Raw genomic sequence first — 11955 nt, 5'->3', positions numbered from 1 at the left:
TGGCACCAGAGGAAAACAAGCAAGAGGAAGTACAAACTAAACCTCACTCGGGTAGCATCCAACGGGAAATGGCACCAGAGGAAAACAAGCAAGAGGAAGTACAAACTAAACCTCACTCGGGTAGCATCCAACGGGAAATGGCACCAGAGGAAAACAAGCAAGAGGAAGTACAAACTAAACCTCACTCGGGTAGCATTCAACGGGAAATGGCACCAGAGGAAAACAAACAAGAGGAAGTGCAGGCTAAATCTCTTCCAGGTAGCATTCAACGAGAAACTGCCCCAGAGGAAAACAAGGAAGAGGAAGTACAAACTAAACTGCACTCGGGTAGCATTCAACGAGAAACTGCCCCAGAGGAAAACAAACAAGAGGAAGTGCAAGCTAAATCTGTTCCAGGTATCATTCAAAGGGAAACTGCCCCAGACGAAAACAAGGAAGAGGAAGTACAAACTAAACCATCACCAGAGGGGAAGTCCCAGACAAGCAGCAATGTAGAGAGCCAACTGAGTGCCAGTAAGGGAGGTGGTAGCGCTTTATCGGATGAAGTGCGAGCCTTCATGGAACCCCGGTTTGGTGCTGATTTTAGCGGTGTGCGGGTGCATACCGACGGCGCTGCCGTGCAGATGAATAGGGAATTGGGCGCACAGGCGTTTGCTCATGGTAACGATATTTACTTTGGGGCAGGCAAGTCTCCGGGTAAGGATGAGTTGACGGCGCATGAGTTAACTCATGTGGTGCAGCAGACGGGTCAGAGCCGATTGAATGCAAAGCAAAATAACAAAGTCAATCGCAAATCCCAACAAATATTAAAAGGCAGAACTACAAGCGAATTACTACAAGCCGAAACCCGAATACAACGAGACACTAAAGTCTCAGGTACTAAGGCTGTTACTCCAGATGTTGCTGTTAAGGTTCTAGAAAATATGTCCAGAGGGGAGCCTCCCTTCAGACCGGATTTAAGCCTTGGGGGCTGCGAGTGGATGGTTTCAGAAGGTAATCCTTACGTTGGGGTTGGCTCTGAAAAAAGCGTCAATCTTCCCGTAGAGGCGATGAGACCTGCAAACCCGCTGATCTTTCAAGAAGCTGACCTGGTGGAAATATTTAACCAGAAACTAAATCAAATCACTGACGCAGTGGCAGAGGCGGAATATCGCAGAGCGGCTAACATCCCTGATGAGCAACAGCTGACTAGCAAACAGCGCCGAACCGTTCGCGGGAAGTTTAAAGAGCGGATGGCGGAAAAAGCTATGTGGGAAGAGGTGGGAAGGCGGGTGCGTTCCTCACAGGGGAAAGTCGGCGAGGTAATCCTGCAAAACAGCAGATTCTCCAAACAAGGAAATGGTAAGTTCCTAGTCGTAGCAGATAGAACAAAGATTAATGTTAAGGGCGGTATGTCCGCAGTTGTTGAAGCGCTGGAGAAAAGCGGTGCTTCTGCGGAACCCACTGTAGCAGAGGCAGCTAGGAGACTGATTAGCCAAAGAAATTTGGGTCGGGTAAAAGCAGTTTTTAGATACGGTGGGCGTATCCTGATTGTGGTTGCTGTTGCGGCAGAAGCCTACAAAATATATCATGCCCAAGATAAAGTTAAAGCAGTTGTGGAAAGTGCTGGTGGGTGGGCAGGTGCTTCAGCAGCCGCAGCTGCATTTGCCACTTGGTTTGCGCCAGCCGACGCAGCAGGTCCGTGGGCATGGGCGGCTCATGGCGTGGGGACTCTGATAGCTGGTGGTATTGGTTATTGGATTGGCTCAGAAACTACCCGCACGATCTACGAATTGGTACTGGAGGAATAACCGATGGACATGACGGTGCTTCGAGGCCAACTCCAGAAGTGGACGTTTCCTTTAGGACCAGAAGGCTCTATCGAAGAAGTGTATCGCGAGATGGAGAAGGAAGCTCACAACCTCGGCTCATCAGCTGCAACTGAATTGGTAGAAGCTTTGATTGCACTAGACGCTGAAGGCGACTCCTTACTAGAAGATTTGGGAGAGTTTCTGGAAATGTATTCTAGGTATTACCCCGATGCTCTTGCTGAAGCTCTACTTCAAAAGTTACGTCCTACGGGTCCGCCTTTAGTGGTTAGTCTCTTGGGTTGTACGGGCAATCCGAAGGCAGTCACGCAACTCAAGGAAGTTTTAGATTTGAACAATGCCAGCAATGACTTACTCGAAGCTTTAGCTGGTACTCTTGGAGACCTTGGAGGATCTGAAGCTCTGGAAATTTTGCACTTTTTGCAGAAAAAAGAAAATTTATCACAACAGGTGCAGGAGGAAATTAACATCGCGCTTTCTCAGATTGCCTCAAGGACAAAGTAAGCGGCAAAAGCATTTTTGGATAAAAGTTAAGTGAGGTGCGATCGCTCGGTTAGTGTTTTTTACGGGTGCGAGTGCGATCGCTCTATCTTGGCGAGATGCGATCGCTTGGTAATTTTTGCGATCGCACCCAAAGCTGAAGTAAAAATCCCTATATAACACTTTATCTGTCAAGTCAAGTAAAGATTTATTTTTTGTTGGGTGTGACTGGAAATGACTATGCCAAACTAAGGGAAAATACTGAAATTTAGGTGTAGGGGAAGCGGCATATGAGCAGGCAATGGGCGCAGAAAAAATCTGGATCGAATTCTTCAATGCCGGTGCAAAAAAGTTCATCAAAGCAGCGCCCATCCAGCGATCCAATTTACGATGCCCCAGCACCAAAGCAGACGCCTTCAGTACAGGGAAAACGCGCTTTTGACTGGAGTAGGGTAACAGTAGAAGCACCCAGTCGAGCAGGAGTACAGGCAAAGCTTTCATTTGGTGCTACTGGGGATAAGTACGAACCTGTTGCAGACGCGATCGCAACTAAAGTGATGACGATGCCTGCACCGGAAAATCAGGAGCCAGAAGGGCTGCAAACTGCACCAGAGGAAAAGAAAGAAGATCAAGTGCAAGCTGAACAAGAGGCAGATGCGATCGCGCCACTGGTGCAGAGGGATGTAACACCAGAGGAAGAGCAGCAAGAAGTACAAGCAAAATCGCTCGAAACAGCTAGCATTCAACGCGATGTCGCACCAGGGGAAGAGCAGGAAGATCAATTGCCAGTACAAGCAAAAGTTTCAGCAGCAGAAAGTTCTCAGACTAGCGACAATTTAGAGAATCAGTTGAATGCCAGTAAAGGGGGTGGAAGTCCATTAGCAGACGAAGTGCGTGCTTTCGCCGAACCCCGCTTTGGTGCCGATTTTAGCCATGTGCGAGTGCATACAGACGCAGCATCAGTGCAGATGAACAAGGAATTAGGCGCTCAAGCTTTCGCCCACGGTAGCGATATTTACTATGGTGCGGGCAAGTCGCCTGGTAAGGATGAATTGACGGCGCATGAGTTGACTCATGTGGTGCAGCAAACTGGTGCTGCCATCAAGCGCTACCAGTCCACGGCTATATCTACAGATCAAAATTCTGGCAAACTGCGCCGCTTTGGTGCTGGCAAGCATGGACACGGCGGCATTGAGGCGGAAGCGGCAAGTGGACAACCCGAACTCGCAGCTGGAGATCCTAAAAAACAAGGTGTCGCTGAGATATACAGCGGTAACTTCATGCGAGATATGAATCAGCTCAACGTTCCCAAGGTAATCGAGGCTCTCGAAGGCTTGCCGAAGGACGTGACGAGTCCGAAAGGAGCCAAGATTGGGGCTAAAGGAAGCCACGACATCACTACGGCAGTAATCCAGGCATTGGCTATTCTTGAATTTGGTCCCCAGGTAGCTGATACCTTGGTGACTGGTGGCGAGATAAATCCCAAGAGTGGCAAGAAAACTGCCGATAATATTGGAGCTTACCGTCCGGAAGAACACATCGACAACCCAATGGGGACTGGTGCTGCCGATATAGTTGTGGCAAATACCAATCCTAATGCCAAAGACAAAGAAGGAACCAAAATTGAAATCGGCGCACCGAGAGTGGCATTACCCGTAGTGGGACCAACAGACTGTCCGGTGGATAAAGACCGAGACCAGCAGTTACAAGGGTCAGCGATCAAAGGGTTACAGGTAGAAAATCCGGATCTTTATAAAGTCTCCGGCAGTGGACTGACCAACCATATTTATAATAGTGTCGAAGCAACCAAAAAACGCTGGCTCAAAGCGGCTGCCTTGGGTGCAACACCCCAGGGTCGTAGCGAATTTGGTGCTGGTTCCCATGCGGTCGAGGATTATTTTTCCCACTCAAATTTTGTTGAAGTTGCCCTCAATAGCTACATTACCAATGCACTTCAGCATAAAGGCAAGCAAGACGAGAACAGAACTGCTACTCAATTTGCCGAAAAAGTCATAGCTCAAAACAATAAACAAGGTGGCACAGACGGTAAAACGGCGCAAGGCTACTACGTTGACACTCTCTACGATGAGAAAAAAGCCGACCCCAAAAATAAAGGCAAACAACGTCAAGCAGTGACTACAGGAACTTTTGGCGGTGACGATACGATGGTATCGATTGCCCACATCCTGATGCCCCAGTTGCCCAAGCTGCAAGGTGCCCTTCTTTCTTGTGTTGATATGATGTTTGGAATTGCTCGCGAAGGAGGGGAGGGAGGCTGGTCAGCCATCAAAGCAGCATTATCGAGTGAGCCTGCGGGAGCTGCTGGAGCAAAAATTTTGGAAGGATTTTCTAATGCTGGGATGGTGGCACCTGTTCCAGATATTGAGTTGGAATGGAAAAGCATACCGATTAGTCCTGGATTAATCGGCAAACCCTGGACGGTCGAATTGCCTACCGGACTCAAGCATCTGACCAGTTCAGTACCCATTACGGATGCTGTCAGTACCTACGCTGGAATTTATAAAAAAGCCAACCAAATGATTGCTCTGGTTCAGAAGTATGCCGCTTACGCCAAGAAGTTGCTGCTCCCAATTGACTGGCTGATCGAAGCGATCAATGCCGAAGTGAAGAAAATTGAACAGGAGATCAAAAAAGCAATTAAAGCACAAGTGGTGGCTGGGTTGGTATCGATTATTGATAGTTTGTCAGGTCGTTCTCAAGCTGAAAAAGAAAAAGCGAAAAAAGAAGGCAAACCTCTCGATCCTAAAGATCCTAATGCGGAGTTTAACAAAGATTTGGGGGATGCCCTGCATTACTTCCACGAAAAAGTCGAAGAGATTGAAGAAAAAACTTCGATTGAGTCCCGCTTAAAAAATGGCGATCTTTCCAAGATGCCAAAAGCCCAGGTGGAATCTCTTGTTGGTTCAGTTGAAGAAGTTAAAGAAGAAGTGATAAATGCAAACGGCAAGCCGGGTGTTCGCAAGTATTATAAATCCCTGAAGCCACTGCCACCTTCACATTCTGAAATCAGCAAAGATCACGAACCCCACAGCGAACACGACAAAAAAGGGGGAGATGGAGATCTGAACCGCCATCATGACGAGGGAGAGGAACCCGGTCACGAAAAAGGATCGCCTTTCTTTGGCCTAGCCCGTTCACTGGCAGTAGAAGCGGTTAAACATAGCGAGGCTCAACTACAAGTGGTTTGGGCTAACCACCCTGGTGAGGGTGATAAGTCACTTTTTGGCGATGGTCAAATGTATCAGTACAAGAACAAAAGCGCTCCAGATCAAAGCAAGAAAATTCACGATCAATTACTGAGTGAGGCAGACAAACGCGCTAAAGAAGAAAAAGAACGCTCCGCTAAAGAAGGCACCTATTTGACCCAGCGCGATGCCCAGGGTCAGGAAGCTGAGACGATGAAGAGGCCAGGTGTTGGGCAGTTAATGAACATCGTTGATCTGTTTATCTCTCATCCCGATGATACGCAATGGTGGAAGCCTATTTTTGATGCTTATATCGCTACCGATGCGGAATCCGTCTACGAAAGTATTCTGCGGCGTAACAAGACCAGATCTAGCCGCAATCTCAAGTAGAAACGGAAGTTGCCCCCCAGGGGGCAACTTCCGTTGGCTGAAACCCTTTCCCCGTTTTACATATAGCCATTTGACCTGAAAATTGTGTAGTCATGTAAGGCTGGCGATCGCATAGCAAGTTGTTTGAAGAGATCAACATTTGGCTAAAGATTATAGTCTCATATGATGTCCGGCAAATCACCCCTAATAAAAATGCCTGAAACCATTGATTTTATAAGATTGCAATTATGGGCGATCGCTCGGACATGATATCAGTCAAACTAACAATGCGATCGCTTGGTAATTTTTGCGATATGCCTCCGGCACGCTGCGCGATCGCCACTCTGAAGTCAAAACCTAGATATAACACTTTCTCTGTCAAGTCAAGTAAAGATTTATTTTTTGTTGGGTGTGACTGGAAATGACTATGCCAAACTAAGGGAAAATACTGAGATATAGGCGTAGAGCTGAGGCGGCATATGAGCAGGCAATGGGCGCAGAAAAAATCTGGCTCGAATTCTTCGATGCCGGTGCAAAAAAGTTCATCAAAGCAGCGACCTTTCAGCGACCCAATTTACGATGCGCCAGCGCCAAAGCAGACGCCTTCAGTGCAGGCAAAACGCCCTTTTGACTGGAGTCGGGTAACGGTAGAAGCACCCAGTCGAGCGGGTGTACAGGCAAAGCTTTCAGTCGGCGCACCTGGAGATAAGTATGAGCCTGTTGCGGATGCGATCGCAAATAAAGTCATGACGATGCCTGCGCCGGAAAATGAGGAGCCAATTCAGCGGGAAGCAGCACCAGAGGAAAAGAAGGAAGACGAAGTACAAACAAAGCCTTTGGCAGCTGCGATCGCTCCACTGGTGCAACGAGAAACTACACCAGAGGAAAAGAAAGAAGAGGAAGTACAAACTAAACCTCACTCGGGTAGCATCCAACGGGAAATGGCATCAGAGGAAAAGAAAGAAGAGGAAGTACAAACTAAACCTCACTCGGGTAGCATCCAACGGGAAATGGCATCAGAGGAAAAGAAAGAAGAGGAAGTACAAACCAAACCTCACTCGGGTAGCATCCAAAGGGAAATGGCACCAGAGGAAAACTTTGAAGAGGAAGTGCAAGCTAAGTCTCACTCGGGTAGCATCCAAAGGGAAATGGCACCAGAGGAAAACTTTGAAGAGGAAGTGCAAACCAAACCTCACTCGGGTAGCATCCAAAGGGAAATGGCACCAGAGGAAAACTTTGAAGAGGAAGTGCAAGCTAAAGCTGCACCAGAGGGGAAGTCCCAGGCAAGCGGCAATGTAGAAAGCCAACTGAGTGCCAGTAAGGGGAGAGGTAGCCCTTTATCCGATGAAGTGCGAGGCTTCATGGAACCACGGTTTGGTGCTGATTTTAGCTCGGTGCGGGTGCATACGGACGGTGCTGCCGTTCAAATGAATAAGGAATTAGGCGCTCAAGCTTTCGCGCACGGTAGCGATATTTACTTTGGGTCGGGGAAGTCACCTGGTAAGGATGAGTTGACAGCACATGAGTTGACTCATGTGGTGCAGCAGACAGGTGGGGTTCAGACCTTCTCTAGGCCCAACTCTCGCCTTCAGAGCAAGCTGAAGCCTTCTTTAGTTAAGGCTGGTGGGTTTGAGCCGCAGCTAAAAACAGTAAGTTCTCCTACTATCCAGCGTTTTGAGTCGAACGAACACAAGGCTATGGGAGACAAGGCCACTCAAGAGATGGTGGAACTTGCTCCCGGCTTGAAGGTAACTTTTGGAGACCTAACTGCGATCGCCGATTTCTTCGGCTCCGTAGACCAAATCAAACAACTCGCATCCTCACCTCAAGGACTCGAAGAGATCAAGTACGTCATCTACGTCAAGATTCGGGGACAAAAGAACCGCGAGAGCGAATTTAGTGAGGATACGATCAAAAAAGTCACGGGAAGGTATTACAAGCTGGCTGGCAGTAACTACACCCACTTTACTAATCCGCAAGAGGGAGACCAAAATCGGGACTTTAAAGACAAGGTTAAGGATGAAGCCGTGGAAAAAGATGCACAGGGCAACCCCGTAATTGGCCCTGATGGCAAGCCGAAAAAAGTTCCTGTCAATAATGCGGGAAGCTACCGAAAAAATCACGAATTGGCTCTCAAGGCAGCTTTCGAGGCTGGAAAGAAAGGGCAACCGAAAGATGAAGCGATGCTCTACGAAGGATTTGCCAGCCACTTCCTGACTGATGCTTACGCAGCTGGACATATGCGTCCTGAGAGAATCTCCATCAAAGAACACTGGGACAAGAAAGTGCCGATGTTCTGGGTAAATCTGAAGTGGTGGATGGCTGAGTGTATTGCCAATCACCTGAACAATCAATCCGGTGTGGCTCAAATTTTTACAGAACAAGTCCTCTGGGAACAAGCGCGAAAAACTTTCAATGAGGTAGTCAGTGCAAAAGGAATTCCCGATCTCACCTTCGGTGACGCCATATCCGGTGCTGTTCACGACAACGACAACGAGGAAGGAGTTAATGCTCAGGTCGGTAACGAGGTCGTAAAGTTGGTTGGCGATGGTCAGGTACTCGACGAGAAAAATCGCGCGTTAGCCGCTGGCTCTGACACTATGGCTAAGGCAGTTGCAGGAGTCAAGGCTAGCCTACAAGAGGTTGAGGCAGCTTACAAAGGTCAAGAGCCAAGTTCGCTTCAAATAAATGGGATTTACCGCGCTGAACAGCTTTGGCCCAAGGCTTTGGATGACAGCGATCCTAAGCAAGAGAACAAGCGATTGAAGTGGAAGGTGGATTCAGTCGAAGAACTCATGGCAGATCCGAAAATGAAGGAAGCGATCGCGAAATTCGCCAACGAAAAGGCAGAGATCTTAGGGGCAGAAATCCAAATGGAAAAGCCACTCAGAGCGGAAAAAGAACTTGCCATGAGAGAAGGCGCTCTGGCTAGACTCAAGGGTAGTGCCGATAGCGTCGCCAATACATTTGTTCAAATCCTCAACTATACTCCTGGTTCGATTGCTTGGCTGGGCGGTGTGGGTGGTTATGATACCGACGACAACGCCGTTGAATACTATCAAGAGGCGATCAAGACGAAGGGTGGGATTGAGTCGCTTACGCACAAGCAAAGGGAAAAACTGATTCAGGACGTTCTCAAAGGTGCGACAATGGGCGATGAGCAAGCAATGGTTGTGGAGCTACTCAAAACAGCGACATCTGAGCAGGCTACCCAACTGATTGGCAAGATTGGTTGGCATAAACTGTGGAAGGAAATCGACGGTGATACTTGCCGAAAACTGATCCAAAGCGTCGGTCCTACCTACTGGGCAGCACAGAGTTACGAACATAAGCGGGCTGAAGTGGAGTTCCTGGCTAATGGTCGAACTAACGACTTAGCCCAGGAAACCATTATCATCATCCTGCGTACCTGCACACCAGAGGAAGTAAAACTGATGGACGATGAGGTGGGTGGGGTTATGGGACTCAGTTTTGATCTAGATGGGAAGTGGAATAAGGAGTTCAAGACTATGAAAGGCAAGTAGTGCGATCGCTCCCCCGTAGTGCGATCGCTCCCCCGTAGCCCGTAGGTTGGGTTGAAGCATGAAACCCAACATCGAGTGCGATCGCTCTCACCGTAGGTTGGGTTGAGGTAACGAAACCCAACACCTGCATGGGTAACGCTGGCGCTAACCCATCCTACAGTGCTACAGTGCGATCGCTGCCATTATCGAGAGTGGCGATTGGAATTGAACAGGAAAAGTGCGATCGCTACCAACTAATTACGGTTAACGAGGTTACCAAGAATAGCGGGACGATGAAAGCCCTGTCTCTTTAGAGCAGGGATGAAATCGGACGCGAGCAACTAAAGGTGCAGTCTTTCGTAACGTTTTATTTTGGGTAGTTGATAGATGACTAACCCAAAGTAAAATAATTATAGGTCGAAAAAAAACGCCATGATTGTCTACGAATTCAAAATCAAAGGAAGAATTGAACAATACCGTTCAATTGACGAAGCGATCCGAATATTTCAATTTATTCGCAACAAAACAATTAGATTTTGGATGGATAATCGTGGCGTTAAACTGTCTGAGTTTAGCAAGCAAAGCGCCATCTTAGCCAAAGAATTCGATTTCGCAGATAAACTTAATTCCCAAGCAAGGCAAGCAGCAACTGAGCGAGCATCGTTTTCGGTGCAGCGATTTTATGATAACTGTAAGTCTGGCAAGCCGGGGAAGAAAGGTTATCCCAAGTTTCAGAAACGCAACCGCTCTGTGGAATACAAAACCAGCGGATGGAAGCTATCAGACGACCGTAAGTACGTCAACTTTACCGATAAATGCGGTATTGGTAGGTTAAAACTGATAGGAACGCGAGATCTCCACTATTACCAGATCGAGCAGATTAAACGGGTAAGAATAGTGCGGCGTAGCGATGGCTATTACGCTCAGTTTGTCATTCAAGTCTTACGCAACATCAATAGCAAGCCTAGTGGTAAAGCCATAGGATTGGATGTTGGATTAGCTGCCTTTTATACTGATTCCGAAGGAAACAAGGTAGAGAATCCCCGCCACCTGCTAAAGAGTGAGAAGGCTTTAAAAAGGTTACAACGTCGCGTTTCTAAGAAGAAGAAAGGCTCTAATAATCGCCGAAAGGCAATTAAAAAGTTGGGGCGCAAGCATCTAAAAGTTTCCCGCCAGCGTAAAGACTTTGCCGTTAAGACGGCATTGTGCGCGGTGAAATCTAACGATTTCGTGGCGTTTGAGAAACTGCAAGTGAGGAACATGGTGAGAAATCACCATTTAGCCAAGTCGATTAGCGATGCTGCATGGGCGCAGTTCACCGAATGGTTGGAGTATTTGGGCAAGGTATATGGAAAAGTGGTGGTGGGAGTACCACCTCAATATACCAGCCAAAATTGTTCCGGCTGCGGTGAAACAGTGAAAAAGTCGCTGTCTATTCGCACCCATATTTGTCAATGCGGATGCGTTTTAGACCGCGACCATAATGCTGCAATAAATATCTTGGAAAAAGCGCTAAAGCAGACTGGCTATCAGTTAACAAGTACCGTGGGACACAGGTCAACTTCTAACGCTTGGGGAGAGATGATTCTCTACCCGGATTTGGCAACAAGTCTGGGCAAAATCGCTCGGTGAACCAAGAATCCCCCGCTCTTCAGACGGGGGAGTGTCAATTTTGCAAACTCTTGATCGGCAATCACCAAACTAGCTGAATTCTGCATTGCGATCGCCGCAATTACTGCATCGGGTAATTTCAATCGATATTGTTGACGGATTTCAATGATTTTTTCAATCAATGCTGTATCTTTTGCCGCTATACCAATAATTTCTATACGCTGAAGAAACTCCCGAAAAAGCTGGCGATCGGCTTCAGTCAGCCCAGAAAACACCAGAAATTCGCTCTGGCTAATCACCGAAATTCCAATCCAATCGGCATTTTGAAGCAGGTGAACGAGTTGAGTGTTTCCTTGCAATAGCGCCACAACTGCATTGGTGTCCAGCATGTAGCGATTACCACTCATCTCGTAACGCCCTTTGGACGGCGACTGCATCTCCTCGCCCGGTCAAACGCCCTGCTAGGTCAGAAAAATTATAGTTGAGTTTCTGAAATTCAGATGCCATTACGGGATTGAGAACCAACACAACGTTTACCTGTCCTGGTGGAAGTTGTGTAGGGATATCAAGACGTAAATGTCCCGATTCATCTACAGCCGTTGTAAGTTGAAGAACTTCCATTAGAATGCCATCTATTCAACGCTGACTTTATTCTAATGCGATCGCCCTTGCCGTAGGTTGGGTTGAGGCAATGAAACCCAACACCTGCATGGTTACACTGCCACCAACCCATCCTACAAATCAATCACCGATCTTGTAATGCGATCGCGGTTGAAGAGGAGGGTTCCACAACGGTTCTTAATTCTAGCGAATCAGGCTCAAAATCTTATAAGTAGGTGCAGGTAAATAAAGTGAAAATAGTTATGTAAGCATAGGGCGGGATCCAATGCCCACCCCACAAGAATTTCAGCTCTCTTGTGGGGTGGGCGGGACGCCCGCTTTGTGTTCAGTTTATGTATACTCACCTACTTAGTCGAA

General features: G+C 47.7%; 11 protein-coding genes. 6 read left to right on the top strand and 5 right to left on the bottom strand.

Going from position 1 to position 11955, the window contains the following annotated elements; translation table 11 throughout:
* Both MiSe_RS06800 and MiSe_RS06795 read left to right on the top strand, forming a co-directional pair.
* A partial coding sequence (locus tag MiSe_RS06800; RefSeq protein ID WP_226576418.1) for an eCIS core domain-containing protein occupies window positions 1-1790 on the top strand: 1790 nt, incomplete at its 5' end.
* A 3-nt stretch (window positions 1791-1793) separates the two neighbouring features.
* Window positions 1794-2312, top strand: a complete 519-nt coding sequence (locus MiSe_RS06795) for a hypothetical protein (protein WP_226576417.1) — start codon at window positions 1794-1796, stop codon at window positions 2310-2312.
* Here MiSe_RS06795 and MiSe_RS06790 read toward each other — a convergent pair.
* Window positions 2298-2483, bottom strand: a complete 186-nt coding sequence (locus tag MiSe_RS06790) for a hypothetical protein (RefSeq protein WP_226576415.1) — start codon at window positions 2481-2483, stop codon at window positions 2298-2300. The two genes, MiSe_RS06795 and MiSe_RS06790, sit on opposite strands and share 15 nt — an antisense overlap.
* A 95-nt stretch (window positions 2484-2578) precedes the next feature.
* Here MiSe_RS06790 and MiSe_RS06785 point away from each other — a divergent pair, with 95 nt between their 5' ends.
* Entirely contained in the window at window positions 2579-5884 is a 3306-nt protein-coding gene (locus MiSe_RS06785; protein WP_226576413.1) for an eCIS core domain-containing protein, read from the top strand.
* A gap of 211 nt (window positions 5885-6095) precedes the next feature.
* Here MiSe_RS06785 and MiSe_RS06780 read toward each other — a convergent pair whose 3' ends face one another.
* Window positions 6096-6245: a hypothetical protein gene (locus tag MiSe_RS06780; RefSeq protein ID WP_226576411.1), complete on the bottom strand. Its 150-nt coding sequence runs from the start codon at window positions 6243-6245 to the stop codon at window positions 6096-6098.
* A 97-nt stretch (window positions 6246-6342) separates the two neighbouring features.
* Between MiSe_RS06780 and MiSe_RS06775 the strand changes: the two genes are divergently transcribed.
* A complete protein-coding gene (locus MiSe_RS06775; RefSeq protein ID WP_226576409.1) occupies window positions 6343-9387 on the top strand; it encodes an eCIS core domain-containing protein in 3045 nt (1014 codons plus the stop codon).
* Here the strand turns inward: MiSe_RS06775 and MiSe_RS06770 are convergent.
* Complete coding sequence (locus MiSe_RS06770) at window positions 9371-9517, bottom strand: hypothetical protein (RefSeq protein ID WP_226576402.1); 147 nt, start codon at window positions 9515-9517, stop codon at window positions 9371-9373. The genes MiSe_RS06775 and MiSe_RS06770 overlap by 17 nt on opposite strands.
* Here MiSe_RS06770 and MiSe_RS06765 point away from each other — a divergent pair.
* Window positions 9516-9680, top strand: a complete 165-nt coding sequence (locus MiSe_RS06765) for a hypothetical protein (RefSeq protein ID WP_226576400.1) — start codon at window positions 9516-9518, stop codon at window positions 9678-9680. The genes MiSe_RS06770 and MiSe_RS06765 overlap by 2 nt on opposite strands.
* Before the next feature lie 118 nt (window positions 9681-9798).
* Window positions 9799-10998, top strand: coding sequence for an RNA-guided endonuclease InsQ/TnpB family protein (locus tag MiSe_RS06760; RefSeq protein ID WP_226576398.1), 1200 nt, complete (start codon window positions 9799-9801; stop codon window positions 10996-10998).
* On the opposite strand, the gene MiSe_RS06755 is transcribed toward MiSe_RS06760, so the two are convergent.
* A complete protein-coding gene (locus MiSe_RS06755) occupies window positions 10956-11384 on the bottom strand; it encodes a type II toxin-antitoxin system VapC family toxin (protein WP_226576397.1) in 429 nt (142 codons plus the stop codon). The genes MiSe_RS06760 and MiSe_RS06755 overlap by 43 nt on opposite strands.
* Window positions 11374-11598, bottom strand: coding sequence for a hypothetical protein (locus tag MiSe_RS06750; RefSeq protein WP_226576395.1), 225 nt, complete (start codon window positions 11596-11598; stop codon window positions 11374-11376). Before MiSe_RS06750 ends, MiSe_RS06755 begins: the two co-directional genes overlap by 11 nt.
* Window positions 11599-11955 lie beyond the last annotated feature (357 nt).

Origin of the sequence: Microseira wollei NIES-4236, from assembly GCF_020521235.1 — a bacterium.
Taxonomy (GTDB): domain Bacteria; phylum Cyanobacteriota; class Cyanobacteriia; order Cyanobacteriales; family Aerosakkonemataceae; genus Microseira; species Microseira wollei.
The sequence above is the reverse complement of the archived record's forward strand: the minus strand, read 5'-3'. Positions and strand labels throughout refer to the sequence as shown.

What these genes read in the sequence shown, in the direction of transcription:
- MiSe_RS06795 (WP_226576417.1), top strand. Translation starts at nt 1,794, where the DNA reads ATGGACATGACGGTGCTTCGAGGCCAACTCCAGAAGTGGACGTTTCCT.
- MiSe_RS06785 (WP_226576413.1), top strand. Translation starts at nt 2,579, where the DNA reads ATGAGCAGGCAATGGGCGCAGAAAAAATCTGGATCGAATTCTTCAATG.
- MiSe_RS06750 (WP_226576395.1), bottom strand. Translation starts at nt 11,598, where the DNA reads ATGGAAGTTCTTCAACTTACAACGGCTGTAGATGAATCGGGACATTTA.
- MiSe_RS06775 (WP_226576409.1), top strand. Translation starts at nt 6,343, where the DNA reads ATGAGCAGGCAATGGGCGCAGAAAAAATCTGGCTCGAATTCTTCGATG.
- MiSe_RS06760 (WP_226576398.1), top strand. Translation starts at nt 9,799, where the DNA reads ATGATTGTCTACGAATTCAAAATCAAAGGAAGAATTGAACAATACCGT.
- MiSe_RS06765 (WP_226576400.1), top strand. Translation starts at nt 9,516, where the DNA reads ATGGGTAACGCTGGCGCTAACCCATCCTACAGTGCTACAGTGCGATCG.
- MiSe_RS06755 (WP_226576397.1), bottom strand. Translation starts at nt 11,384, where the DNA reads ATGAGTGGTAATCGCTACATGCTGGACACCAATGCAGTTGTGGCGCTA.
- MiSe_RS06770 (WP_226576402.1), bottom strand. Translation starts at nt 9,517, where the DNA reads ATGCAGGTGTTGGGTTTCGTTACCTCAACCCAACCTACGGTGAGAGCG.